At 69.0% G+C, this 24,436-nt stretch carries 28 protein-coding genes; 18 read left to right on the forward strand and 10 right to left on the reverse strand.

The window, feature by feature from the left end; all coding sequences use genetic code 11:
- The 6 genes from adh to H7I41_RS13400 are packed head-to-tail and all read left to right on the forward strand — an operon-like array spanning position 1 to position 4,623.
- Positions 1-1,524 carry an aldehyde dehydrogenase gene (gene adh / locus H7I41_RS13375; protein WP_264013075.1) on the forward strand — a complete coding sequence of 508 codons (1,524 nt, stop codon included), beginning with the start codon at positions 1-3 and terminating at the stop codon, positions 1,522-1,524.
- Positions 1,524-2,090 carry a DUF779 domain-containing protein gene (locus H7I41_RS13380; protein WP_264013076.1) on the forward strand — a complete coding sequence of 189 codons (567 nt, stop codon included), beginning with the start codon at positions 1,524-1,526 and terminating at the stop codon, positions 2,088-2,090. The genes adh and H7I41_RS13380 overlap by 1 nt, the downstream gene beginning before the upstream one ends.
- Before the next feature lie 30 nt (positions 2,091-2,120).
- Entirely contained in the window at positions 2,121-2,399 is a 279-nt protein-coding gene (locus H7I41_RS13385; RefSeq protein WP_264013077.1) for a putative holin, read from the forward strand.
- Entirely contained in the window at positions 2,392-2,931 is a 540-nt protein-coding gene (locus tag H7I41_RS13390; protein WP_264013078.1) for a hypothetical protein, read from the forward strand. The genes H7I41_RS13385 and H7I41_RS13390 overlap by 8 nt, the downstream gene beginning before the upstream one ends.
- A 31-nt stretch (positions 2,932-2,962) precedes the next feature.
- Positions 2,963-4,357, forward strand: coding sequence for a dihydrolipoyl dehydrogenase (gene lpdA, locus H7I41_RS13395; protein WP_264013079.1), 1,395 nt, complete (start codon positions 2,963-2,965; stop codon positions 4,355-4,357).
- Entirely contained in the window at positions 4,354-4,623 is a 270-nt protein-coding gene (locus tag H7I41_RS13400) for a hypothetical protein (protein ID WP_264013080.1), read from the forward strand. The genes lpdA and H7I41_RS13400 overlap by 4 nt, the downstream gene beginning before the upstream one ends.
- On the opposite strand, the gene H7I41_RS13405 is transcribed toward H7I41_RS13400, so the two are convergent.
- Both H7I41_RS13405 and ramB read right to left on the reverse strand, forming a co-directional pair.
- Complete coding sequence (locus H7I41_RS13405; protein WP_264013081.1) at positions 4,624-5,175, reverse strand: carboxymuconolactone decarboxylase family protein; 552 nt, start codon at positions 5,173-5,175, stop codon at positions 4,624-4,626.
- Between the two features lie 53 nt (positions 5,176-5,228).
- Positions 5,229-6,650 (reverse strand): acetate metabolism transcriptional regulator RamB, encoded by a 1,422-nt coding sequence (gene ramB / locus H7I41_RS13410; RefSeq protein ID WP_264013082.1) that lies wholly within the window; start codon positions 6,648-6,650, stop codon positions 5,229-5,231.
- 161 nt (positions 6,651-6,811) lie between these two features.
- Between ramB and H7I41_RS13415 the strand changes: the two genes are divergently transcribed.
- The 3 genes from H7I41_RS13415 to H7I41_RS13425 all read left to right on the forward strand — a co-directional run bounded on the left by H7I41_RS13415 (position 6,812) and on the right by H7I41_RS13425 (position 10,067).
- Positions 6,812-7,588 (forward strand): acyl-[acyl-carrier-protein] thioesterase, encoded by a 777-nt coding sequence (locus tag H7I41_RS13415; RefSeq protein ID WP_264013150.1) that lies wholly within the window; start codon positions 6,812-6,814, stop codon positions 7,586-7,588.
- A gap of 267 nt (positions 7,589-7,855) precedes the next feature.
- Positions 7,856-9,142: an isocitrate lyase gene (aceA, locus tag H7I41_RS13420; protein ID WP_264013083.1), complete on the forward strand. Its 1,287-nt coding sequence runs from the start codon at positions 7,856-7,858 to the stop codon at positions 9,140-9,142.
- A gap of 70 nt (positions 9,143-9,212) precedes the next feature.
- On the forward strand, positions 9,213-10,067 hold the full coding sequence (locus tag H7I41_RS13425) for a 3-hydroxybutyryl-CoA dehydrogenase (RefSeq protein ID WP_264013084.1): 855 nt from the start codon (positions 9,213-9,215) through the stop codon (positions 10,065-10,067).
- Between the two features lie 48 nt (positions 10,068-10,115).
- Here H7I41_RS13425 and H7I41_RS13430 read toward each other — a convergent pair whose 3' ends face one another.
- From H7I41_RS13430 to H7I41_RS13440, 3 genes are all read right to left on the reverse strand, one after another.
- On the reverse strand, positions 10,116-10,958 hold the full coding sequence (locus H7I41_RS13430; protein WP_264013151.1) for an endonuclease domain-containing protein: 843 nt from the start codon (positions 10,956-10,958) through the stop codon (positions 10,116-10,118).
- A gap of 143 nt (positions 10,959-11,101) precedes the next feature.
- Positions 11,102-11,971: a polyphosphate kinase 2 family protein gene (locus H7I41_RS13435; RefSeq protein ID WP_264013085.1), complete on the reverse strand. Its 870-nt coding sequence runs from the start codon at positions 11,969-11,971 to the stop codon at positions 11,102-11,104.
- Positions 11,968-12,666 carry a TetR/AcrR family transcriptional regulator gene (locus H7I41_RS13440; protein WP_264013087.1) on the reverse strand — a complete coding sequence of 233 codons (699 nt, stop codon included), beginning with the start codon at positions 12,664-12,666 and terminating at the stop codon, positions 11,968-11,970. The genes H7I41_RS13435 and H7I41_RS13440 overlap by 4 nt, the downstream gene beginning before the upstream one ends.
- Positions 12,667-12,750: 84 nt before the next feature.
- Between H7I41_RS13440 and H7I41_RS13445 the strand changes: the two genes are divergently transcribed.
- The 6 genes from H7I41_RS13445 (at position 12,751) to deoC (ending at position 16,719) form a co-directional block, all read left to right on the forward strand.
- Positions 12,751-14,094 carry a DUF445 domain-containing protein gene (locus H7I41_RS13445; protein WP_264013088.1) on the forward strand — a complete coding sequence of 448 codons (1,344 nt, stop codon included), beginning with the start codon at positions 12,751-12,753 and terminating at the stop codon, positions 14,092-14,094.
- Between the two features lie 94 nt (positions 14,095-14,188).
- A complete protein-coding gene (locus H7I41_RS13450) occupies positions 14,189-14,593 on the forward strand; it encodes a helix-turn-helix domain-containing protein (RefSeq protein WP_264013089.1) in 405 nt (134 codons plus the stop codon).
- Positions 14,594-14,656: 63 nt separating this feature from the next.
- On the forward strand, positions 14,657-15,313 hold the full coding sequence (locus H7I41_RS13455; protein ID WP_264013090.1) for a heparin-binding hemagglutinin: 657 nt from the start codon (positions 14,657-14,659) through the stop codon (positions 15,311-15,313).
- Between the two features lie 36 nt (positions 15,314-15,349).
- Entirely contained in the window at positions 15,350-15,634 is a 285-nt protein-coding gene (locus tag H7I41_RS13460; RefSeq protein ID WP_264013091.1) for a DUF2516 family protein, read from the forward strand.
- 3 nt (positions 15,635-15,637) lie between these two features.
- The gene (locus H7I41_RS13465; RefSeq protein ID WP_264013092.1) at positions 15,638-16,042 is read left to right on the forward strand and encodes a DUF2599 domain-containing protein; all 405 of its coding nucleotides are present in this window, start codon (positions 15,638-15,640) and stop codon (positions 16,040-16,042) included.
- Positions 16,042-16,719: a deoxyribose-phosphate aldolase gene (deoC, locus tag H7I41_RS13470; protein ID WP_264013093.1), complete on the forward strand. Its 678-nt coding sequence runs from the start codon at positions 16,042-16,044 to the stop codon at positions 16,717-16,719. Before H7I41_RS13465 ends, deoC begins: the two co-directional genes overlap by 1 nt.
- Positions 16,720-16,739: 20 nt before the next feature.
- Here deoC and H7I41_RS13475 read toward each other — a convergent pair whose 3' ends face one another.
- The 4 genes from H7I41_RS13475 to H7I41_RS13490 are packed head-to-tail and all read right to left on the reverse strand — an operon-like array spanning position 16,740 to position 19,769.
- Complete coding sequence (locus tag H7I41_RS13475) at positions 16,740-17,633, reverse strand: LmeA family phospholipid-binding protein (protein ID WP_264013094.1); 894 nt, start codon at positions 17,631-17,633, stop codon at positions 16,740-16,742.
- Complete coding sequence (locus H7I41_RS13480) at positions 17,630-18,445, reverse strand: carbon-nitrogen hydrolase family protein (RefSeq protein WP_264013095.1); 816 nt, start codon at positions 18,443-18,445, stop codon at positions 17,630-17,632. Before H7I41_RS13480 ends, H7I41_RS13475 begins: the two co-directional genes overlap by 4 nt.
- Positions 18,446-18,449: 4 nt before the next feature.
- Positions 18,450-19,235, reverse strand: coding sequence for a class I SAM-dependent methyltransferase (locus H7I41_RS13485; RefSeq protein ID WP_264013096.1), 786 nt, complete (start codon positions 19,233-19,235; stop codon positions 18,450-18,452).
- Between the two features lie 21 nt (positions 19,236-19,256).
- Positions 19,257-19,769 carry a DUF2505 domain-containing protein gene (locus H7I41_RS13490; RefSeq protein ID WP_264013097.1) on the reverse strand — a complete coding sequence of 171 codons (513 nt, stop codon included), beginning with the start codon at positions 19,767-19,769 and terminating at the stop codon, positions 19,257-19,259.
- A 26-nt stretch (positions 19,770-19,795) separates the two neighbouring features.
- Here H7I41_RS13490 and H7I41_RS13495 point away from each other — a divergent pair, with 26 nt between their 5' ends.
- Positions 19,796-20,836 (forward strand): UDP-N-acetylmuramate dehydrogenase, encoded by a 1,041-nt coding sequence (locus tag H7I41_RS13495; protein ID WP_264013098.1) that lies wholly within the window; start codon positions 19,796-19,798, stop codon positions 20,834-20,836.
- A gap of 54 nt (positions 20,837-20,890) precedes the next feature.
- Complete coding sequence (locus H7I41_RS13500; protein ID WP_264013099.1) at positions 20,891-22,153, forward strand: L,D-transpeptidase; 1,263 nt, start codon at positions 20,891-20,893, stop codon at positions 22,151-22,153.
- Position 22,154: 1 nt separating this feature from the next.
- Here the strand turns inward: H7I41_RS13500 and H7I41_RS13505 are convergent, their stop codons facing one another.
- Positions 22,155-22,910: an SDR family oxidoreductase gene (locus tag H7I41_RS13505; RefSeq protein ID WP_264013100.1), complete on the reverse strand. Its 756-nt coding sequence runs from the start codon at positions 22,908-22,910 to the stop codon at positions 22,155-22,157.
- A gap of 260 nt (positions 22,911-23,170) precedes the next feature.
- Between H7I41_RS13505 and H7I41_RS13510 the strand changes: the two genes are divergently transcribed.
- On the forward strand, positions 23,171-24,436 hold the full coding sequence (locus H7I41_RS13510; protein WP_264013152.1) for an ROK family transcriptional regulator: 1,266 nt from the start codon (positions 23,171-23,173) through the stop codon (positions 24,434-24,436).

Genomic DNA, 24,436 nt, shown 5'->3' on the forward strand with positions numbered 1-24,436 from the left:
ATGACCACCTACGCCCGCCCAGGCACCGCCGACGCGCTGATGTCGTTCGAGTCGCGGTACGCGAACTTCATCGGCGGTGAGTGGGTGGCGCCGGCCGGCGGGGAGTACTTCGAGAACCCGACGCCGGTCACCGGACAGGGGTTCTGCGAGATCCCGCGCTCGACCGAGGCCGACATCGAGAAGGCACTGGACGCCGCGCACGCCGCCGCACCGGCCTGGGGCAAGACGTCGCCCGCCGAGCGCGCGGTGATCCTGAACAAGATCGCCGACCGCATCGAGGCGAACCTGGAGTCGCTGGCGCTGGCCGAGTCGTGGGACAACGGCAAGCCGATCCGCGAGACGCTCAACGCCGACATCCCGCTCGCCGTCGACCACTTCCGCTACTTCGCAGGCGCGATCCGTGCACAGGAGGGGTCGCTGTCCCAGATCGACGACGACACCGTCGCCTACCACTTCCACGAACCGCTCGGCGTTGTCGGCCAGATCATCCCGTGGAACTTCCCGATCCTGATGGCCACCTGGAAGCTGGCGCCCGCCCTGGCCGCGGGCAACGCCGTCGTGCTCAAGCCCGCCGAGCAGACCCCGGCGTCGATCCTCTATCTGATGTCGCTGATCGGCGACCTGCTTCCCGCGGGCGTGCTCAACGTGGTCAACGGTTTCGGCTTCGAGGCGGGCAAGCCGCTGGCGTCGTCGAACAGGATCGCCAAGATCGCGTTCACCGGCGAGACCACCACCGGGCGGCTGATCATGCAGTACGCATCGCAGAACCTCATCCCGGTGACGCTGGAGCTGGGCGGCAAGAGCCCGAACATCTTCTTCTCCGACGTGATGGCCGCTGCCGACGACTACCAGGACAAGGCGCTCGAGGGCTTCACGATGTTCGCGCTCAACCAGGGCGAGGTGTGCACCTGCCCGTCGCGCAGCCTGGTGCAGGCCGACATCTACGACGAGTTCCTCGAGCTGGCCGCGATCCGGACCAAGGCCGTCCGCCAGGGCGACCCGCTCGACACCGAGACGATGATCGGCAGCCAGGCCTCCAACGACCAGCTGGAGAAGATCCTGTCCTACATCGAGATCGGCCGCTCCGAAGGCGCCCGGGTGGTCACCGGCGGCGAGCGCGCCGACCTCGGTGGCGACCTCAACGGCGGCTACTACGTGCAGCCGACGATCTTCGCCGGGGACAACGCCATGCGGATCTTCCAGGAGGAGATCTTCGGGCCCGTGGTCGCGGTGACGTCGTTCGACGGCTACGACGACGCCATCCGCATCGCCAACGACACCCTCTACGGCCTGGGCGCGGGTGTGTGGAGCCGCGACGGCAACACCGCCTACCGCGCCGGGCGCGACATCAAGGCCGGCCGGGTGTGGACGAACTGCTATCACGTCTATCCCGCCCACGCGGCCTTCGGCGGCTACAAGCAGTCCGGCATCGGCCGGGAGAACCACAAGATGATGCTCGACCACTACCAGCAGACCAAGAACCTGCTGGTGTCCTACAGCGATAAGGCCCAGGGATTCTTCTGATGGATGCCGAACGTGAGCTTGTGCGCGATGACGGGCCCAGATCTCGCGCACAAGCTCACGTTCGCCCGCACAGGGCGCTCATCACCCGTGCCGCCGCCGACCTGGTCGAGACGCTGCAGGCCCGCCACGGCGCGCTGATGTTCCACCAGTCCGGCGGCTGCTGCGACGGCTCCTCGCCGATGTGCTACCCCGACGGCGACTTCATCGTCGGCGACCGCGACGTCCTGCTCGCCGTGCTCGACGTCGGCGAGCCGGGCGTCCCGGTCTGGATCTCGGGGCCGCAGTTCGACACGTGGAAACACACCCAACTGGTGATCGACGTGGTGCCGGGACGCGGCGGCGGCTTCAGCCTCGAGGCGCCGGAGGGCAAGCGGTTCCTCAGCCGGGGCAGGGCCTTCACCGCCGAGGAGAACGCCGCACTCGCCGGGGATCCGCCGCTCACCGGCGCCCGCTACGAGGCCGGGGAGCGCCCGCAGCCGCACGGCACCCACGTCGTCGCCGAGACCGGCCGTGTCGAATCGGATGCATGTCCGTTACCTGGGCGCGCCGCGCCGGTTGAGGGCTGACACGGTTCTCGGCCCTTATCGTTTTCAATCGTGATCCCGCTTCCCAGGGCCTGGCTGTTGACCGGCGCGATGCTGGTCGGCGCCGCGGTGGGGCTGCTCGCCGGCGTGACGACGATCCTGCTCGTCGACGCCAGCGTCCGGCCCGACGTGGTGATCGGCCTGGTGGTCGGCGTACCGGGAACGATCGGCATGCTGGCCATCCTGCTTTCGGCCCAGCGCTGGGTGACCACGCTGGGTGCGTTCGTCGTCGCGATCGCGCCCGGGTGGTTCGGAGTCCTGACATTGACCCAGGTGGTGAGCGGTGCCTGAGAAGACAGAAGAGAAGACCAGCGACAACACCTCGCCGTACCTGCCGACCTTCGACACCGGCAGCTTCGAGGCGCTGCGCAACCCGGTCGAGCCCCGTGCCGCCGAACCCGAACCGGTGCTCGCGCCATCACCCGACTACGCACCGCCCGTCGCGTTCGAGGACGTGCCGTCCGAGCCGATGCCCGAACAGGTGGCCGCCGCCCAGCCGCTCGTCGTGCCGGGCTCCTACCAGTTCGTCAAGCGGTGGATGTTCGCGCTCGTCGTGGCGGGAGTGTGGGTGGCCGCGGCCGGGATCGGCGCCGGCCTGTACCAGTGGTGGTACACCGACCCGGACCTGACCAAGCGGTGGCCGGTCTTCGCGGTGCTGGTGTACCTGGTGGCGTGCACCGTGGCGGGACTGCTGGCGGCGATGGTCGCGCACCGGCCGAAGGTGTCGGCGATGGCGATCGGGCTGATGTCGGCGCCGCTGGCGTCGACGGCCGCCGCGGCCGTGCTCTACGGCGCCTACGTGTTCGGCTGGATCGCCCGGTAGCGCGCACCGTCGGACCACTAGGCTGGTGGGCGTGACCCACTATGACGTCGTCGTCCTCGGAGCCGGTCCCGGCGGGTACGTCGCGGCCATCCGCGCCGCCCAACTCGGGCTGAACACCGCCGTTGTCGAACCCAAGTACTGGGGCGGGGTGTGCCTCAACGTCGGCTGCATCCCGTCGAAAGCGTTGCTGCGCAACGCTGAGCTGTCCCACATCTTCACCAAGGAAGCCAAGACCTTCGGCATCAGCGGGGAGGCGACGTTCGACTACGGCGTCGCCTACGACCGCAGCCGCAAGGTCGCCGACGGCCGCGTCACCGGTGTGCACTTCTTGATGAAGAAGAACAAGATCACCGAGATCCAGGGCTACGGGAAGTTCAAGGACGACCACACGCTGTCGGTCGACCTGAACGACGGCGGCACCGAAGAGGTCACGTTCGACAACGTCATCATCGCCACCGGCGCGCACACCAAGCTGGTGCCCGGCACGAAGCTGTCGGAGAACGTCGTCACCTACGAAGAGCAGATCATGGAGCGTGAACTGCCGAAGTCGATCGTCATCGCAGGCGCGGGCGCGATCGGCATGGAGTTCGCGTACGTGATGAAAAACTACGGCACCGAGGTGACCATCGTCGAGTTCCTGCCGCGGGCGCTGCCCAACGAGGACGCCGACGTCTCGAAGGAGATCGAGAAGCAGTTCAAGAAGCTCGGCGTCAAGATCCTCACCGGCACCAAGGTCGAGTCGATCGACGACGACGGCAAAGAGGTCACCGTCACCGTCAGCAAGGACGGCAAGTCGCAGGAGATCAAGGCCGAGAAGGTGCTGCAGGCCATCGGATTCGTCCCGAACGTCGAGGGCTACGACCTCGACAAGGCCGGGGTGGAACTCACCGAGCGCGGCGGCATCGGCATCGACGACTACATGCGCACCAACAAGCCGCACGTCTACGCGATCGGCGACGTGACGGGCAAGCTGCAGCTGGCCCACGTCGCCGAGGCGATGGGCGTGGTCGCGGCCGAGACCATCGCCGGCGCGGAGACGCTGCCGCTGGGCGACTACCGGATGATGCCGCGCGCCACGTTCTGTCAGCCGCAGGTGGCCAGCTTCGGGCTCACCGAGGAGCAGGCCCGCGACGAGGGCTACGACGTCGTCGTCGCGAAGTTCCCGTTCACCGCGAACGCCAAGGCGCACGGGATGGGCGACCCGAGCGGCTTCGTCAAGCTGATCGCGGACGCGAAGTACGGCGAGCTGATCGGCGGCCACCTCATCGGCCACGACGTGTCCGAACTGCTGCCCGAGCTCACGCTGGCGCAGAAGTGGGACCTGACGGCCACCGAGCTCGCCCGCAACGTGCACACCCACCCGACGATGTCGGAGGCGCTGCAGGAATGCTTCCACGGCCTCACCGGCCACATGATCAACTTTTGAGAAACGAGCTCGTCGCCGGCATCGGCGGATTGGTGATTGGGCACGTCCTGTGGCTGATCGGCATCTCGCTGGCCACCGGCACCTCCGACATCAGCTTCTGGGTGCTGCTGGTGGCGGCGGTCTCACTGCTGCTCGGCGTCGCGGCGGGGGTGCTGGGATGGCGCCACTTCCAGCGCAAGTCGCACGTGTGGGCGGCGTTTCTGTGGTGCCTGCCCGCGGCGCCCGTGCTGTTCTCGATCATCGTGCTCGGCGTGACCTACCTGTAGTCAGTCCGGGAAGTCGAGCGGCACCTGCAGTGTGCTGATGGTCGCCGCCAGGCCGTCGTATTGTGCTGCGAGCATGCAGAATTCGATCAGCTGCTGCTCCGTCAGGTGCTTCGCCAGCGCCTTCCACGTCTCCGGGGAGACGCCGCGGGTGACGACGAACTCGTCGGTGGCGGTGATCAGCACCCGCTGCCGGTCGGTGAGGCCTTCGGCGTCCGGGCCGTCGAAGATCCGGGCCTGCGTCTCGGCGTCCACACCGCGGCTGCGGGCCAGCCTGCGGTGCTGCTGCAGCTCGTACTCGCAGTCGCGCAGGTGGCCGACTCGCAGGATCACCGTCTCGGCGTCGCGGCGGGTGAGCTTGCCGAGCGGGCCGAGCAGCACGAGACTGTATGGCAGCCAGGCCAGGAACAGCAGCCGGTGCCGGCCGAGGACGTTGACCAGGCTGAACCGCGGGGCGCGTATCGAGCGGGCGCCCGCCTTGGCGATGGCCCAGTTGAGCGGACCCAGTTCGCGGAAACCGCCGGGCTCGATGCGCGCAGGCTCTACTGAACTCACCTCATCGAGTCTGGCACAGGTAGGCCTCAAAAGGCCCGGGCACCGGTGACGGATCAGGTCTGCTTGACCAGATACGGCGACACCGTCGAGCGGTGCTCGTCGAGGTCCAGCGCCCGGCCGAGGGCGGGGAAGGCGCGCTGCGGGCAGTTGTCCCGTTCGCACACCCGGCATCCCGCGCCGATCGGGGTGGCCACCGAGGCGTCGCCCGACAGATCGAGTCCCTCGGAGTAGACCAGCCGGTGGGCGTGCCTCAACTCGCATCCCAACCCGATCGCGAACGTCTTGCCGGGCTGCCCGTAGCGCGCCGCGCGCCGTTCCACCGTGCGGGCCACCCACATGTAGTCCCGCCCGTCGGGCATCTGTGCGATCTGAACCAGGATCTTGCCCGGGTTGGCGAACGTCTCGTAGACGTTCCACAGCGGGCAGGTGCCGCCGCTGGACGAGAAGTGGAACCCGGTGGCGGACTGACGTTTCGACATGTTGCCCGCCCGGTCCACCCGCACGAACGACAGCGGGACACCGCGCATCGACGGCCGCTGCAGCGTCGACAGCCGGTGCGCGATGGTCTCGTAGCTGACCGCGTAGAACGCCGACAGCCGTTCGACGTCGTAACGAAAGTTCTCCGCGACGTGGTGAAACTGCTGATACGGCAACACCGTCGCCGCGGCGAAGTAGTTGGCGAGGCCGAGGCGGGCCAGCGTGCGGGACTCGTCGCTGGTGAAGGTGCCCTCCTCGACGAGCCTGTCGATCAGGTCGCCGAACTCCAGGAAGCCGAGTTCGGCGGCGAGTTTGAACACCACCTGGCCCGACGAGAGGTGCCCGCCGATCTCCAGGGTCTTCGTCGCGGGATCGAAGCGGTGCATGACGTTCTCACCGAGGTCGTTGCGCCGGACGATGCGGACCCCGTGCACCGCGGTCAGGCGGTCGGACAGCTCGCGGGCCAGTTCCGCGCGGTGCATGCGCAGCCGGATGGTGAGGTCCTCGGCGGCGGTGTCCAGCTCGTGCAGGTAGTTCTGCCGGTCGTAGAAGTAGTCGCGCACCTCTTCGTGCGGCATCGTGATCGAGCCCGAACCGCTGCCGTCTGCGAATCGCTCCTCCGTCACCGCGGCGAGCTGCGCCGTCGTGAGCCGGTAGCGCCGGTGCAGGTTCACCATCGCGCGGGCGAGGGTGGGATGCGCGGCGACGACGTCGGCGATCTCCGCGACGTCGACTTCGACGCCGAGGTCGCGGTCCATCGTCAACTCTCGCAGTTCGGCGACGAGCCGGGTGTCGTCCTGCGAGGCGAAGAAGGTCGCGTCGACACCGAAGACCTCGGTGATCCGCAGCAGCACGGCGACGGTCAGCGGGCGGACGTCGTGCTCGATCTGGTTCAGGTAACTCGGCGAGATGTCGAGCTTCTGAGCCAGGGCGGCCTGGCTGTAGCCCCGTTCGCTGCGCAGCTGCCGCACGCGCGAGCCGACGAAGGTCCTGGCCATGCTGACCAGCGTAACAACGTGCGAAGAAGCGCTTCGCAGCGTTCGCACGGGAGCCGCTGTGGCAGGATCGGGGCGCCTGGCATGATTCGGTTGGGCAACGATGTGGAAGGACGAACGTGAGCGGCACGCAGGCAGCTGCCGGCGCCGGCCTGGCAAAGACGATGATGCCGGTGCCCGACCCGCACCCCGACGTGTTCGACACCGGCTGGCCCCTGCGCGTCGCCGACGTCGACCGCACCGGCCGCCTGAAATTCGACGCCGCGACCCGTCACATCCAGGACATCGGCTCCGACCACCTCCGCGAACTGGGCTTCGAGGAGACCCATCCGCTGTGGATCGTGCGCCGCACCATGATCGACCTGATCCGGCCCATCGAGTTCCAGGACATGATGCGGCTGCGCCGCTGGTGTTCGGGCACGTCCAACCGGTGGTGCGAGATGCGGGTTCGCATCGACGGCCGCAAGGGCGGGCTGATGGAGTCCGAGGCGTTCTGGATCAACATCAACCGCGAGACCCAGGGTCCGGCGCGCATCTCCGACGACTTCATCGCCGGACTGCGGCGCACCACCGACGTGAACCGGCTGCGCTGGAAGGCCTACCTCAGCGCGGGTGCCCGTGAGGACGCCGCTGAGATCCGCGAGTACCCGGTGCGCGTCTCGGACATCGACATCTTCGACCACATGAACAACTCGGTGTACTGGTCAGTGGTCGAGGACTACCTGGGCAGCCACCCCGAACTGCTGCAGAAGCCGCTGCGCGCCACCATCGAGCACGACCTGCCGGTGGCCCTCGGCGACAAACTGGAGATCATCTCGCACGTGCACCCGCCCGGTTCGACCGACAAGTTCGGCGCCGAGCTGACGGATCGCACTGTTACAACGCTCACATATGCGGTCGGCGACGAGACGAAAGCCGTCGCATCACTCTTCACGCTCTGATCATCCCGGTTTAACAGTACGGGCGTACTGACCAGCGGAAACGGGTTACTGATCAGTAGCTTCTGAACCGGTACAGCTGCGGGGTGTCTTCGCAATCTTCACAAGTTAGCCGGGGGTGTTGGCGAAACTTGGCAAGCGAAACGGGTGGACCTGCAGTTATACCTTGAGGCATCCTCGTAGGAGCACAGCCGCGAAGTCGTTCGAGTGTTAGCAAGCCGGGAAAGTCGGCCACACCGCAGCGATTCAGTACCCACGAAGGAGCAGTCGATGTCGACCGTTGGCACCCCGAAATCGCCCGAACAGATCAAGCAGGACTGGGACACCAACCCCCGGTGGAAGGGCATCACCCGCGAGTACAGCGCCGAGGACGTCGTCGCGCTGCAGGGCAGTGTCGTCGAAGAGAACACCCTCGCCCGCCGCGGCGCCGAGGTGCTGTGGAGCCAGCTGCACGACCTCGAGTACGTCAACGCCCTCGGCGCCCTGACCGGCAACATGGCCGTCCAGCAGGTTCGCGCCGGGCTGAAGGCCATCTACCTCTCGGGGTGGCAGGTCGCCGGTGACGCCAACCTGTCCGGCCACACCTACCCCGACCAGAGCCTCTACCCGGCCAACTCGGTGCCGCAGGTGGTCCGTCGCATCAACAACGCGCTGATGCGCGCCGACCAGATCGCCAAGGTCGAGGGCGACACCTCGATCGAGAACTGGCTGGCCCCGATCGTCGCCGACGGCGAGGCCGGCTTCGGTGGCGCACTGAACGTCTACGAGCTGCAGAAGGCCATGATCGCCGCCGGTGTCGCCGGTTCGCACTGGGAAGACCAGCTGGCGTCGGAGAAGAAGTGCGGCCACCTCGGTGGCAAGGTGCTGATCCCCACCCAGCAGCACATCCGCACCCTGACGTCGGCCCGCCTGGCCGCCGACGTGGCCGACGTGCCGACCCTGGTCATCGCCCGCACCGACGCCGAGGCGGCCACGCTGATCACCTCCGACGTCGACGAGCGCGATCAGCCGTTCATCACCGGTGAGCGCACCAAGGAAGGCTTCTACCGGGTCAAGAACGGCCTGGAGCCCTGTATCGCCCGCGCCAAGGCCTACGCCCCGTACTCCGACCTGATCTGGATGGAGACCGGCACGCCGGACCTCGAGCTGGCCCGCAAGTTCGCTGAGGGCGTCAAGTCGGAGTTCCCCGACCAGATGCTGTCGTACAACTGCTCGCCGTCGTTCAACTGGAAGAAGCACCTCGACGACTCGACCATCGCGAAGTTCCAGAAGGAGCTCGGCGCGATGGGCTTCAAGTTCCAGTTCATCACCCTCGCGGGCTTCCACGCCCTGAACTACTCGATGTTCGATCTGGCCTACGGCTACGCCCGCAACCAGATGAGCGCGTACGTCGAGCTGCAGGAGCGCGAGTTCGCCGCCGAGGAGCGGGGCTACACCGCGACGAAGCACCAGCGCGAGGTCGGCGCCGGCTACTTCGACCGGATCGCCACCACCGTGGACCCGACCAGCTCGACCACGGCGCTGACCGGCTCGACCGAAGAGGGTCAGTTCCACTAGAAGTCAGTTGATAGCGTCAGGCCCCGTCCGTGTTCTCGGGCGGGGCCTGTCGCTGTATCGGAGGAGATCAATGAGCATCGAGCGGGTAGGCGTCGTCGGCGCCGGACAGATGGGCGCTGGCATTGCCGAGGTGTCGTTGCGCGCGGGTGTGGACGTCCGCATCTACGAGCCCACCGAGGCGCTTGCCGAGGCGGGCCGCGGCCGCATCGTCTCGTCGCTGGAGCGCGGTGTCAGCAAGGGCAAGCTGACCGAGGCCGAACGCGACGAGGCGCTCGCGCGGTTGAGCGTCGCCACCGACATCGCCGACCTGGCGGACCGCCAGCTGGTGGTCGAGGCCATCGTCGAGGATGCGGCCGTCAAGGCGAAGGTCTTCGCGCAGCTCGACGAGGCCATCACCGATCCCGATGCCGTGCTGGCGTCGAACACGTCCAGCATCCCGATCATGAAGATCGCCGCGGCCACCAAGAACCCCAGCCGCGTGCTGGGCCTGCACTTCTTCAACCCGGTGCCGGTGCTGCCGCTGGTCGAACTGGTGCCGACGCTGGTCACGAACGACGAGGCGCTGGCGCGCGTCGAGCAGTTCGCGGGTGAGACGCTCGGTAAGAAGGTGGTGCGCTGCACCGACCGGTCGGGCTTCGTCGTCAACGCACTGCTGGTGCCCTACCTGCTGTCGGCGATCCGGATGGCCGAGGCCGGCGTCGCCACCGTCGAGGACATCGACACCGCCGTGGTCGCCGGGCTGTCGCACCCGATGGGGCCGCTGAAGCTGTCGGACCTGGTCGGGCTGGACACGCTCAAGCTCATCGCGGACTCGATGTTCGAGGAGTTCAAGGAGCCGCTCTACGGGCCGCCGCCGCTGCTGCAGCGGATGGTCGAGGCCGGCCAGCTGGGCAAGAAGTCGGGCAAGGGCTTCTACACGTACTGAGTTCTTCGCGAGTGCACGGATGTTGTACGCAAACGCCGAGTGACCCCGTCAACAAGCGTGCTCTCGCGCGCGCAATGCGGCGCGGACTCGTTGCACCACGCTCGCCGGTCGCTGGTTGAGCTGTCGAGCACTGACCCGGACGATCAGCCAGCCGCGCGAGGCGAGGAACTCCAGGCGCTCGATGTCGCGGGCATGCTCGTCGGGATCGGTCCAGTGCTGCTTGCCGTCATACTCGACGCCCACTTTCGCGGCGCGCCAGCCCATGTCGATACGCCTGCTGCCCTCTCTGATCTGGGTGGCGGGCCGAGGGAGGCCGGAACGAACGAGCAGGAGTCGTAGACGGGTCTCCTGCGGGGACTCGGCGCCGCCGTCGGCCACGTCCATCACCTCACGAAGGCGTCGTGCACCTCGCGCTCCCGGGTATCTGCGCGCGACGGCTGTGACGTCCGCGACGCTGGCACCGGAGGCGTTCAGCAGTGCGTCCACCCGGATGACGCCCTGCTCGTGGGGGAGGCGTCTGGCGAGGTCGTAGGCGGTGCGTGCGGGCGTCGTGCACCGCATGCCGTATCGGAGGCACACCTCATCGTCGCGGATCACGTCCGAGTGCACGAGAATCCCCCGCGCGCCGGGCCGCCTGGAGTGGGCCAGCTCCACGGGTGCGTCCGCGTCGATCCAGCGACTGCCGAGGGCAACGGCCGCTGAATGGCCGACGAGCGTTGCCTTCCGCCCGGACCACAGCCAGGCGGCACGGGCACGGTCCAGCGCGCTCAGTTCCGTGTCGACCCGCACATAGACGTTGCGATGCACCTTCCGGTAACTGCGCATGAGATCGCGGCGGGTCAAACCACCGTCGGCCAGCGCCTCGGTCGCGACGATGAGACGAGGATGCATACCTTCATCGTCTGGCCCGTCGCCCACCACTTCGCGCGGCAATCGTGGCGGCTGTGGATAACCGGAAGCGAGTGCACGGTTGTTGTACGCAAACGCCGAGTGAGGGTGCGAACAAGCGTGCACTCAGCGAAGAGCGCGGCCCTCTAGGCCTCGGCGAGGCGGCGCTTCTCCGCCTCGACATCGAAATCGGCAGGGGGCCACGACAAGTCGAGGCCCTCGAGCGCTTCGATGAGCAGTTCGGTGACCGCGAGGCGGCTGTACCACTTGTGGTCGGAGGGCACGATGTGCCACGGCGCGATGTCGGTCGACGTGCGGTCGAGCATCGCCTGGTAGGCGTCCACGTACTTCGGCCACAGCAGGCGCTCGTCGATGTCGGCGGGGTTGTACTTCCAATACTTGTCCGGCCGCGCGAGACGCTTCTCCAGCCTCTTCTTCTGCTCGTCGAGTGAGACGAACATCGCGACCTTCACCAGAGTCACTCCGCCGTCGACGAGTTCGCGCTCGAAAGCGTTGATCTCGTCGTAGCGCGTGGCCCACACGTTCGGCGGGACGAGATCGTGCACCCGCACGATCAGCACGTCCTCGTAGTGCGACCGGTCGAACACGCCGATGTGCCCCGCGGGCGGCAGCGCCTTGCGGATGCGCCACAGGTAGTGGTGGGCCAGCTCCTCCTCCGTCGGCTTGCCGAAGCTGGTGTACCGCACGCCCTGCGGATTCGCGGCGCCGACAACGTGTTTGACGATCCCGCCCTTGCCCGCGGTGTCCATGCCCTGCAGCACCAGCAGCACCGAGCGGGTGTCGCCCCCACCCTTGCTGCCGGCATAGAACCTCTCCTGCAGGTCGGCCAGCAGCTCGTTGCGTTCCCACTGCAGGGCTTTCGCGTCGTCCTTGGACCCCCCGAAACCGGGCGTCGCGTCGGTGTCGATGTCGGCGACCTTGGAGCCGGGACGGAATGCCAGCATTTCTCCGGGTTCGTGCGTCCACTCGTCGGGCAGCTCGGCTTCGGCGGTCATCGGCTGGTGGGCAGGATCGGCGAAGGGTGTGCCTGCCTGCGGAACACCTCGAGTGAGCCGCCGACCTCGACGATTCCGCAGAGTGCGTTCCAGGAGAGCATGGTCAGGTAGTCGATGAGTTCGTCGGACGTCATGCGCGGGTGCGACATCCACGAGTGGGTGGCCAATTGGACGCCGCCGACGGTGTGGAATGCCCACGGCTCGACACCGCTGGTGTCCATCCCGACCTCGGCCATCCGGCGGCGCAGCATCACCGCGAGCATCCGGGCGATGATCTGCTCGGAGTTCGCGACCGCCTGGTTTTTGCTGGCCGAGTTGTTGGCCATCACGAACCGGTACGGCTCCGGCTCGTTGGCCACCGTCTCGACGTACACCCGGATGATCTCCCGGGTGAGGTCGAAGCCGTCCATGTTCGACGTCAGCGCGGCCGCCATGTTCGGGATCAGCGTGGTCTGGGCGAATCGCATCATCACCGCGGTGGTGAGGTCGTTCTTGTCGACGAAGTAGCGGTACAGCACCGTCTTGGACACCCCGATCTCAGCGGCGATCTCGTCCATGCTGACGTTGCTTCCACGTCGGCGGATCGCCTCGAGGGTGCCGTCCACGAGTTCGTTGCGCCGGTCGACCTTGTGCTGATGCCAGCGCCGTTTGCGTCCATCGGTCTTGACCGCCACCGGCGGGGTCTGCTGTGCCACTATCCCCGTAGTCCATTCCGTAGTCCCTCTCGATACTACGACCCGCCGTCGGGGATCGGCGCGGTCAGACGGGTACATGGCGGCATGGCCCATGATGGATTGGTGGCACACAGAGCAGACGTCGAACCGGCACCGGTGGCACAGAAGGCGAGTTTCGCCGAGGCGCTTGCCGGCGCGGACTCCGCCGCCGACGCCGAACGGCGCCGCGCGCTGCGCCGGATGAAGGCGGTCGCGCTCGGATTCCTGCTCGGGGCCACCGTCGTGTTCCTGGTGTGCACGTGGGCGCAGTCCCACGGTGCGCCGGGGTGGGTGGGCTATGTGCGGGCCGCCGCGGAGGCCGGCATGGTCGGCGCGCTGGCCGACTGGTTCGCCGTCACCGCCCTGTTCAAGCACCCGCTGGGCATCCCGATCCCGCACACCGCGATCATCAAGCGCAAGAAGGACCAGCTCGGCGAGGGCCTCGGCATGTTCGTCCGGGAGAACTTCCTGTCGCCGGAGAACGTCGAGACCAAGCTGCGCTCCGCCGACGTGGCCAGCCGCACCGGCAAGTGGCTCGCCGAACCCGTCAACGCCGCCCGCGTCGCCGCGGAGGTGTCGACGGTGCTGCGGGTGCTGGTGGAGATGCTGCGCGACGAGGACGTCCAGCAGGTGCTGGACAAGATGATCGTCAAGCGCGTCGCCGAGCCGCAGTGGGGGCCGCCGGTGGGCCGGGTGCTCAACGAGCTGCTCGAGGCGGGGCGGCAGGAGGCGCTGATCCAGCTGCTGGCCGACCGCGCGTTCCAGTGGTCGCTCAACGCGGGCGAGATCATCGAGCGCGTCATCGAGCGCGATTCGCCGCAGTGGTCACCGCGTTGGGTCGACCACCTGGTGGGCGACCGGATCCACCGCGAGCTGATGGACTTCACCGACAAGGTCCGCCGCAATCCCGACCACGAGCTGCGGCGCTCGGCGACCAAGTTCCTGTTCGAGTTCGCAAACGACCTGCAGCACGACGCGGCGACGATCCAGCGCGCGGAGAACGTCAAAGAGCAGATCATGGCCCGCGACGAGGTGACGCGGGCGGCCGAGACCGCGTGGACGGCGGCCAAGCGGATCATCCTCGAGTCGGTGGACGACCCGTCGTCGACGTTGCGGGGTCGCATCGCGGACTCGGTGATCCGCATCGGCGAGTCGTTGCGCGACGACGTCGATCTGCGCCGCAAGGTCGACAACTGGATCGTGCGGGGCGCGCAACACCTGGTGGCCGAATACGGGGCGGAGATCACCACGATCATCACCGACACCATCGAGCGGTGGGACGCCGAGGAGGCCAGCGATCGGATCGAACTGCACGTCGGCCGCGACCTGCAATTCATCCGTATCAACGGCACGGTGGTGGGCTCGCTGGCGGGCCTCGTCATCTACTCGATAGCCCAGCTACTCTTCTGACCTGCGCTAGCTAGTGCTTGCAAAAGTTAGCACTCCGTCGTACGGTTGATTCCGACACCAATCGGATACCCGACGCACGGAGGGGGCTGAGACCATGCAGCAGGATGAAAATCTTGCCGCGGTCGTGACCACCGCCGCGCAGGACATCGGCAGCTTCATCCGGAGTCAGCGCGAAGCGGCCCAGGTATCGGTGCGGCAGCTGGCCGAGAAGGCCGGCGTCAGCAATCCCTACCTCAGTCAGATCGAGCGGGGACTGCGCAAACCGTCCGCCGACGTGCTCAACCAGATCGCGAAGGCGTTGCGGGTGTCAGCCGAAGTGCTCTACGTCCGGGCCGGGATCCTCGAGCCGAGCGAGACCAGCGAAGTACGCGACGCCATCGTCAACGACGCGGCGATCAACGAGCGGCAGAAGCGGGTCCTGCTCGACATCTACTCCTCGTTCGTACAGCAGAACGAGGCTGCGGAGCTCCCGGCGGAAGGGGAGCCGACGACTGACTGAGAACAGATCCGCCCCTGAGAACCACATATCTGAATGAAGACAGATCCTGAAAGGAAGTACGACATGGCCGAGAAGAACCAGCAGCAGAACCTCGACATCGAAGACCTGAAGGCGCCGCTGCTCGCGGCCGTGGGTGCCGCCGACCTGGCGCTCGCCACCGTCAACGAGATCGTGGCCAGCCTGCGTGACCGCGCCGGCGACGCCCGCACCGACGCGAACGCCCGTCTCGAGGAGCGTCGCGCCCGGCTGAACAAGCTGCAGGAAGAGATCCCCGCACAGGTCGGTGAGCTGCGCGAGCGGCTGACCACCGAAGAGCTGCGCAAGGCGGCCGAGGGGTACGCCGACGCCGCGCAGACCACCTACGTGAAGCTCGTCGAGCGTGGCGAGGCCGCACTCGAGCGGCTCCGCAGCCAGCCGGCCCTCGAGGACGCCGCCAACCGCGTCGAGGGGATCACCGACCAGGCCGTCGAGCTGACCCAGGAGGCGCTCGGCAACGTGGCCACGCAGACCCGCGCCGTCGGTGAGCGGGCCGCCAAGCTGGTGGGTGTCGAGCTGCCGAAGCGCACCGAGAGCGCCTCGGAGCCGGTGAAGAAGGCCGCCGTCAAGGCGCCTGCCCCCACCCCGGCCAAGAAGACCGCCCCGGCGCCGGCCGCCAAGAAGGCCCCGGCCAAGAAGGCCCCGGCCAAGAAGGCTCCGGCCAAGAAGGTCACACAGAAGTAATTCGACGCACGGATGGCGCCCGCTTAGGGTGGTGAGGTGATACTTGCCGACCTAGCGGGCGTCATCTCTTTCGCCCTGGTCCTCGTCGTCCTGGTGGTGGGCGTCTACTCGTTCGTGCACGCGGCGATCCAGCGGACCGACGCCTACCCCGCCGCCGGCAAGCTCACCAAGCCGGTGTGGCTGGCGATCCTCGGCGTGAGCGTGCTGCTGCTGCTCCTGCTGCAGGACGTGTTCGGCGCCGCGATCTGCGCCTGCGCCGCCGGCGTCTACCTCGTCGACGTACGGCCCAAGATCCTGGAGATCCAAGGGAAGTCACGCTGACCCGTGCGACCCGTCGTCACCGCCGCGCTGGCGGCCCTCAGCATCCTCGCGTCCGCGTTCACCGTGCTGCCCACGGCGGCGGCCAACCCGGTCCCGGCTCCGCCGTACGTCGACCACGTCGAGTGGGCCAAGTGGGGTGACCTGTCCAGCCTGCGGGTCTACCCGACGCCGTCCGGCCGGCAGGCCGCTTCCGCGCCTGCGGACGTGGCGTGGGCCGAGGTGCTCGCGCTGTCCCCGGACGCCGCGATTCCCGGCATGCGCGAACAGTTCATCTGCCACTGGCAGTTCGCCGAGATGGCCGAACCCGGCAAGGTGAGCTGGAACCTCGAGCCGTGGCGTCCGGAGGTGACCGGCGAGGAGATGATGGCCGCCGGCTGTAATCCGGGCGGCACCCTGGAGCCGTTCTGATGGTGTGGACCCGCGATGCGGTGGCCGAGCTCGTCGACCACACCCTGCTCAAGCCGCAGGCCACCGAGGCCGACGTCGTCGCGCTGATGCGCGAGGCCGACGCACTCGGCGTGTACGCCGCCTGCGTGTCGCCGACGATGGTGGCCGCCGCGAAGTCGGCGCAGGCGCCGGGACCGGTGATCGCCGCGGTGGTCGGTTTCCCCTCGGGCAAGCACTTCTCCGCCGTCAAGGCGCACGAGGCGGTGCTGGCGACCGCAGCAGGAGCCGTCGAGATCGACATGGTGATCGACGTCGGCGCTGCGGTAGCGGGCGACTTCGACGCGGTGCACGACGACATCGCCGCGGTACGCGCGGCCGTCGGCGAAGGCGTCATCCTGAAGGTGATCCTCGAGTCGGCCGCGCTGCTCGAGTTCGCCGGTGAACACGCGCTGGTCGAGGCGTGCCGGGCCGCCGAGGCCGCCGACGCCGACTTCGTGAAGACCTCAACCGGCTTCCACCCCAGCGGCGGCGCGTCGGTGGCCGCCGTGGAATTGATGGCCGCGACGGTCGGGCCGCGGCTCGAGGTCAAGGCCAGCGGCGGCATCCGCACCGCAGCCGACGCGGTGGCGATGCTCGACGCCGGTGCGACGCGGCTGGGCCTGTCGGGCACGCGCGCCGTGCTCGACGCGCTCGACTGACCCGGCTCAGCGCCGCGGGATCAGAGCTCGGAGAAGCAGGGGTCCTGCTGGCCCTTGGGCATCTGGGCGTTCTCCGTGGCGAACACCGCCGTCACTCCGGTGTCGGTGACCTCGACGCTGCGGGCGGTGATGTCCATCGGGTAGTTCTTCGTCAGTTCGCCGGTGAACGCGTCGAGCGCGGGCTGCACCGTCTCGCGGGGCAGCGTGAAGCCGAGCCCAGTCAGGTTCGTCACCTGAAGCCCGATCCCGCCGTCGACGACCTCCGGCTTGGCCGTGATGGTGCCGAGCGCGCCCTCCAGCTCGATCGTGCCGCCCTGCGGGTTGGTCGTGACGCCCGTCAAGAAGCTGCCGAACAGCGGAATAGCATCCTGCACAGTCTGTTTGATGCCGTCGGCGGCCCAGGTGATGTTCGCCGTGAGTGATCCGACCGAGCCGCCGGAGGTCGCGGTGTCCTCGAGGCGGACGTCGCGGATGTCGATGGCCACCTTCATGCCCTTGGCCTCGCGGATCTGGTTGCCCGCCGTCTCGATGTTGATGTTCGTGTAGTGCCCCGTCATGTGCTGCAGCAGGAACGGCGGAAGCGGGTCGAACGACGCCTTCGCCTCGTCCTGCACGATGCACGACACCACCCGGGAGACGACGTCGTCGGCGCGGTTGCGGGCATACAGCTCACCGCCGAGCAGTCCGGCGGCCACCAACGCGACCACGATGACCACCACGAGCACGATCGACAGCGGATCGCGGAACAGGCCCTTGATCTTGTCGCCGAAGGAGGAGCGCTCGTCCTCGCCCGCTGGCGGCGGACCCTGGGGCGGGTAGCCCTGCCCGCCGGGCGGTGGCGGCGGCAGATTCGGCGGTGGGGGTGGTGGCGGGACGGGCGGCTGGTTGGCAGGGCGGGCCCAGTCATCGGTCACCCGAGCGATTCTGCCTTACCGAACTGAGCCGACCCCGAGCGGTTGTCCAGCACCGCGATGCTGTCGCGTGCTTTCTGCGCGGTCTCGTGGTCGATGTCGGCCAGCAGCAGCTGGGCATCCGGACCCGCGCTGACCAGCTCGTCGCCGGTGGGGGAGGCGACCAGGCTGTGGCCGACCCCGGTGGGTCCGGAGGCCGCGACCTCGTCACCCGGGTACGCCTGGCCGACGGCCGCGACGTAGCCGGTGGTGTCGAGCGCGCGGGCCCGCGCCAGCAACGTCCACTGGTCGACCTTGCCCGGGCCCGACCCCCACGAGGCGTGCACGGTGATCAACTGGGCGCCGCGGCGGGCCAGCTCGACGTAGAGCTCCGGGAAGCGGATGTCGTAGCAGGTGGTCAGGCCCACCTGGAAGCCTCCGACGGCGAGCATCGCCGGCTCGGAACCCGGTGCGACCGTGCGTGATTCGCGGAACCCGAACGCGTCGTAGAGGTGGATTTTGTGGTAGTGCGTTTCGACACCGGGACCGGCGGCGATCAACGTGTTGGTCACCCGGCCGTCGCCGCTCGGGGTGAACATCCCCGCGACCACCACGATCCCCGAGCGGTCCGCGACGCGACGCACACCGTCGGCCCACGGGCCGTCGAGCGGTTCGGCGACGGGCGCCAGCGGCACCCCGAAGCGGCACATCGTCGCCTCCGGGAACAGCACCAGTTCCGCGCCCGCGTCGGCGGCGCGCCTGGTGTATTCCTCGACCGTCTCCAGATTGGCGGCCGGGTCGGTGCCTGCGGCGATCTGTGCCAGGGCGATCCGCATGACCTCAGCCTAACGGCGCAATGTGTTCCCACGGGACCGTGAGCACCCCGTCGCGGATGCGGCGCCGCGGCGGCTCGACCGGGAGGCCCTGCTCACGCAGCAGGCCGAGCATCGCCCGCCAGCGGACCCGGGGCCCGAAGACGCCGTGCCCGGCGACACTGGCCCAGGCACGGTCGGCGGCCACCAGCAGGGCGTGGATCGGCTGCCCCGGCACGTTGTGGTGGATCAGCACCTTGGGCAGCCGTTCGGCGAGATCGGAGGGCCGCTCGATCGCGAACGGGTCGCAGGCCAGCGTCAGGCTGACCGGCGCCTCGGCGTCGAGCAGCACCCAGGCGCACCGCCTGCCCAACTCGTCGCAGGTGCCGTCGAGGATCAGCCCGCCCGGCGCCAGCCGCCGCTGCATCGCCGACCACGCATCGGCGACGGCCTCGACCGGATACTGCCGGAGCACGTTGAACGCGCGGACCAGGACCGGGTTCAGGCCGGCCAGTTCGAAGCCGCCGAGCGCGAAGTCGACCCCTGCCGTGGCGGACGGGCGGGCCGCGTCGACCCGCTCGGGATGGATCTCCAGGCCCACCACCCGAACGTCCGGCCGGATCGGCCGCAACCGCGAGGCCAGCTCGAGCGTGGTGACCGGCAGAGCGCCGTAGCCGAGGTCGACGACCAGCGGGTCGGTGGCCGAACCGACGGCGGTGCGGACCCGGGCCGAGTGCACCAGCCATCTGTCGCTGCGGCGGAGCCGGTTGTAACCGGTGGTGCCGCGGGTCAGCTGGCCGAGGGGCGCACCCACGGACCGAGTGTATGGCGCAGGTCAGGCGTTCTCGGCGATCCACGCCGTGGTGAAGCGCTGCTCGGCGATCAGCACGTCGACGAGCTGGCCGCCGATCAGGTTCTCCAACTTGCCGCCGACGAGCGGGACACGCACCTCGACAGTGGCCTTGCAGGTCAGTCGCGACGCCTCGCCCGCCCGTATCGGAGCCAGCGTCATCGCGCCGTCGAGGGTGACCGGAGCGCCGAGGATCACGCCGTTGACGAACCCGGTCGCGCGGCCGTCGGTGACCGGATCCCAGTGCTCCTCGCGCTGGATCGCCAGGTCGCCGCGGTGGAACTGGGTGACGATTCCCGGGAGCCGGTCGGCGCGCAGCACCTGCGTGGTGGCGACGGTGACGCCGCCGTCCGGCCCGGCGGTCAGCGCGTCCAGCGAATAGTCGTCGGCGCCGGAATCGGTCAGCCGGGACAGCCAGTAGCCCTCGTCACGCAGCGCCCGGTGAACCTCTTCGACGGTGCCCTCGTATTCGGTGGCCAAGTCGAATGAACGCGGCATAGCCAGCCAGGCTACCGTGACAGCCCGTGGGGCAGCAGTCCGAAGAACGCGACGTGCCGCTGGCGCCGTTGACCACGTTGCGGATCGGTCCGGTGGCCCGCAGGCTCGTCACCGCCACCAGCACCGAAGAGCTGGTGGCGGCCCTGCGCAGCGCCGACAACGCCGACGCTCTGGTGCTCGCCGGCGGGTCGAACGTGGTGCTCGCCGACGACATGGCCGACCTGACCGTCGTGCGGGTGGCCAACACCGAGATCACGGTGGTCGACAACGTGGTGCGGGCCGAGGCGGGCGCCTCGTGGGACGACGTGGTGGTCACCGCGTTGGCATACGGGCTCGGCGGCCTCGAGTGCCTGTCGGGCATCCCTGGCTCTGCAGGCGCGACACCGGTGCAGAACGTCGGCGCCTACGGGGCCGAGGTCGCCGACACCATCACCCGCGTCCGGCTGCTCGACCGGCGCAGCGGCGAGGAGCGCTGGGTGGGTCCCGAGGCGATGGGATTCGGTTATCGCACAAGCATTTTGAAGAACTCCGCCGCGGCCGTGGTGCTGGAGGTGGAGTTCTCCCTCGACGCGGACGGCCGCAGCGCGCCGCTGCGGTACGGCGAACTGGCGACCGCGCTGGGGGAGGAACCGGGCGCCAGGACCGACCCGCTGCGCGTCCGCGAGGCCGTGCTGGCGCTGCGGGGCCGCAAGGGCATGGTGCTGGACGACGGCTCCGATCACGACACGTGGAGCGTCGGCTCGTTCTTCACCAATCCGGTGGTGAGCGCCGCGGACTTCGACCGGCTGCGGGCCACCGTCGACGGCCCGGTGCCGCACTATCCCGCCGACGAGGGCGTGAAGCTGGCGGCCGGCTGGCTGGTGGAGCACGCCGGGTTCGGCAAGGGCTACCCCGGCCCCGGCGCCCCGGTGCGGCTTTCGACCAAGCACGCGCTGGCTGTGACCAATCGGGGCGGCGCCACGACCGCGGACCTGTTGTCGCTGGCCAGGACGGTGCGCGACGGTGTCTCGGCCGCCTTCGGGATCGAACTCACCCCCGAGCCGACTCTGATCGGATGCACTCTCTAGGTACGCTGGATCCACGTGAGCGCAGAGGCGAAGTGGCCAGCCGGTCGGCCCCTGATGAATCGGCGGAAGGCCCTGACCGCACTGGCGGTCGGTGTCGTCGTTCCCGCTGCCCTGGCGGCCTGCGGCAACGAGGTGGGGTCACCGGAGGCCGCCGATGAAGCGCCCGCCGCTCCCGAGCTGAAATTCGAGCCCGCGGCCGCGGCCACCGACGTGTCGCCGAATGCCCCGGTCAGCCTCGAGGTGAGCGGCGGATTCATCCAGCGTGTGGTGCTGGCCAACGCCGAGGGCAAGCCCGTCGCGGGTGTCCTCAACCGGGAGCGCACCGCGTTCAGCACCACCGAACCGCTGGGTTACGGGACGTCGTACACCTGGGGCGGGTCGGTGGTCGGCGAGGACGGCAAGGCCGTGCCGGTCAAGGGCACGTTCAGCACGATCGACCCGGCCACCCAGGTCAGCGGGCAGTTCCAGCTGGCCGACGGGCAGACCGTCGGTATCGCGGCGCCCGTCATCCTGCAGTTCGACGCGTCGATCGACGACAACGACAAGCCGACGGTCGAACGGGCGCTGTCGGTCACCACGAACCCGCCGACCGAGGGCAGCTGGGCCTGGCTGCCCGACGAGGTCGGCGGCTCCCGCGTGCACTGGCGCACCCGTGAGTACTTCGCCCCCGGCACCACCGTGCGGGTCGACGCCCGGCTCTACGGCGTGCCGTTCGGGCAGGACGCCTATGGCGCGGCGGACTCGTCGCTGGACTTCACTATCGGCCGCCGCCAGCTGGTCAAGGCGGAGGCGTCGTCACACCAGATCGAGGTCATCACCGACGCGGGGACGATCATGACCCTGCCGTGCAGCTACGGCGAGGGCGATCTGGACCGCAACGTCACCCGCAGCGGCATCCATGTGGTCACCGAGAAGTACGAGGACTTCTACATGACCAACCCGGCCGCCGGATACGCCAACATCCGGGAGCGGTTCGCCGTGCGGATCTCCAACAACGGCGAGTTCATCCACGCCAACCCGGCGAGTTCGGGCGCGCAGGGCAACAGCAACGTCACCAACGGCTGTATCAACCTGTCGACCGAGGACGCACAGCAGTACTTCAACACCGCGATGTACGGCGACCCGGTCGAGGTGACCGGCACCCGGATCCAGCTGTCCTACGCGGACGGCGACATCTGGGACTGGGCCGTGCCGTGGGAGGAGTGGAAGTCGATGTCGGCGCTGTCGGACGCCGCGCCGCCGTCGGGCATCCCCAGCACCGCGCCTGCCGTGCCGTCGGGCGCCCCGCAGCCGGTGAACGACCGCCCCGGCGGCTGACTCACCTCCGGTTGAAGCGCGACCCGGCCGCGCCGCTGACCTGATCGCGCGGCCGCACCACGATCAAATCGAGGTCGACGTGTGAGGGCCGGTCGGCGACGAATCCGATGACCTCGGCGATGTCCTCGGCGACCAGCGGGGTGACGCCCTCATAGACCTTCGCCGCACGCTCCTCGTCGCCCTCGAACCGGTTCAGCGAGAACTCGGTCTGCACCATGCCCGGTGCGACCTCGGTGAGCCGCACCGGCTTTCCGAGCAGCTCGCTGCGCAGCGTGCGGTGCAGGACGCCCTGGGCGTGCTTGGCGGAGGTGTAGCCGGAGCCGTTGTCGTAGATCTCCACGGCGGCGATCGAGGTGACCGTGATGATCAGCCCGTCGCCGGACTCGATGAGTTTGGGCAGCAGCGCCCGGGTGACGAGCAGCGTGCCCAGGACGTTCGACTCCCACATCCAGCGCCAGTTGTCGACGTCGGCGTCGGCCACGGGCTCCAGACCCCTGGCCCCGCCGGCGTTGTTGACCAGCACGTCGACCCGGTCCAGGCCGGCGGCCAGCGCCGCAACCGCGTCGGCGTCTGTGACGTCCACCACAGCCGCGGTGCCGCCGATCTCATCGGCGACGGCCTGCACCAGCTCCTCGCGGCGGGCGGCGCAGACTACGTGAAAGCCTTGTGCGGCAAGGGTTCTCGCGGTCGCCGCACCGATGCCCGCGCTGGCACCGGTGACCACTGCGACGCGCCGGCCGGAAGTGGGAGTCGTCATCTGAACAACTCTAGCCAGCGTGTTAGATTCACTTCGTGTCCAGGATGTGTCAGGTCAGCGCCGCGCAGCACTGTTGTTGCTGTCGCCGCTCGCGCCGCCGCGCCTGACCGACCCGAGGACAATTCTTCCGTCCCGTTGATTCGCAGGTGTGGCAAGGACCCCACCAGCCGACCGACAGAGGACATCCCGTGAGTATTGCCACCCCCGCCCCCACTGCGATCTCCCCCATCGCGAGCTCGCCGATCTCGCGCCGCGCCCACGTGCGCACCGCGCCGACCGTCAAGCGGGCGCCGCTGGCCCGCCACCACATCGTCGCCCCGTCGCTGCGGGTCGCCGACACCGCCGCCGCACTGGTGTTCAGCGCCGCGCGGACCCGCGGACCCATCGCCCGCGACGCCATCGCCAGGGTCACCGGCCTGAGCATCGCGACGGTCAACCGCCAGGTCACCGCCCTGCTCGACGCCGGTGTGCTGCGGGAACGCGCCGACCTCGCCGCCTCCGGGGCGATCGGCAGGCCGCGGGTGCCCGTCGAGGTCAACCACGAGCCGTTCCTCACCCTCGGCGTGCACATCGGCGCCCGCACCACCAGCATCGTGGCCACCGACCTGTTCGGCCGCACCCTCGACGTCGTCGAGACGCCGACCCCGCGCAGCGCCCAGGCCGCCGCGCTGGTGACGCTGGCCGACAGCGCCCGCCGCTACCTGAGCCGCTGGCACCGGCGCCGCCCGCTGTGGATCGGTGTCGCGGCGGGCGGCATCGTCGACAGCGGCACCGGACACCTCGACCACCCGCGGCTGGGCTGGTCGGACGCGCCCGTCGGCCCGGTGCTCGCCGAGTCGCTCGGCCTCCCGGTGTCGGTGGCCTCGCACGTCGACGCGATGGCCGGCGCCGAACTGCTGCTGGGCGTGCGCCGGGCGGCCACGGCCCCCGCCGCTTCGGCGCTCACGCACACGACGAGCCTGTACGTCTACGCCCGCGAGACCGTCGGGTACGCGCTCTCGATCGACGGCCGGGTGCATTCGCCGGGCAGCGGGCCGGGCACCATCGCCGCGCTGCCCGCGCAGTCCAAATTGTTGGGCGGCACAGGACAACTGGAGTCCACGGTCAGCGACGAGGCGGTGCTCGCAGCCGCACGCCGACAGGGCGTCGTCCCCGCCGACGGACCGGCGTCGACCCTGGCGAACGTGCTGCGCGCGGCACGGCAGGGCAACGCGGCGGCCAGGGAGCTGCTCAACGAACGGGCCCGCGTGCTCGGCGAGTCGATCGCCCTGCTGCGCGACCTGCTCAACCCCGACGACCTCGTCGTCGGCGGGCAGGCGTTCACCGAGTACCCGGAGGCCATGGCGACCGTCGAGGCCGCCTTCGCCGAGCGGTCGGTGCTGGCGCCGCGCGACATCCGGCTGACGGCGTTCGGCAACCGGGTGCAGGAGGCCGGCGCGGGCATCGTGTCGCTCGGCGGGCTGTACGCCGATCCGATCGCGGCGATGCGCCGCGCGCAGGCCCGCCGCCCCGAAGCCAGCGCGTAG

Source organism: [Mycobacterium] manitobense, from assembly GCF_025821665.1.
GTDB classification, from domain to species: Bacteria; Actinomycetota; Actinomycetes; order Mycobacteriales; family Mycobacteriaceae; genus Mycobacterium; species Mycobacterium arseniciresistens.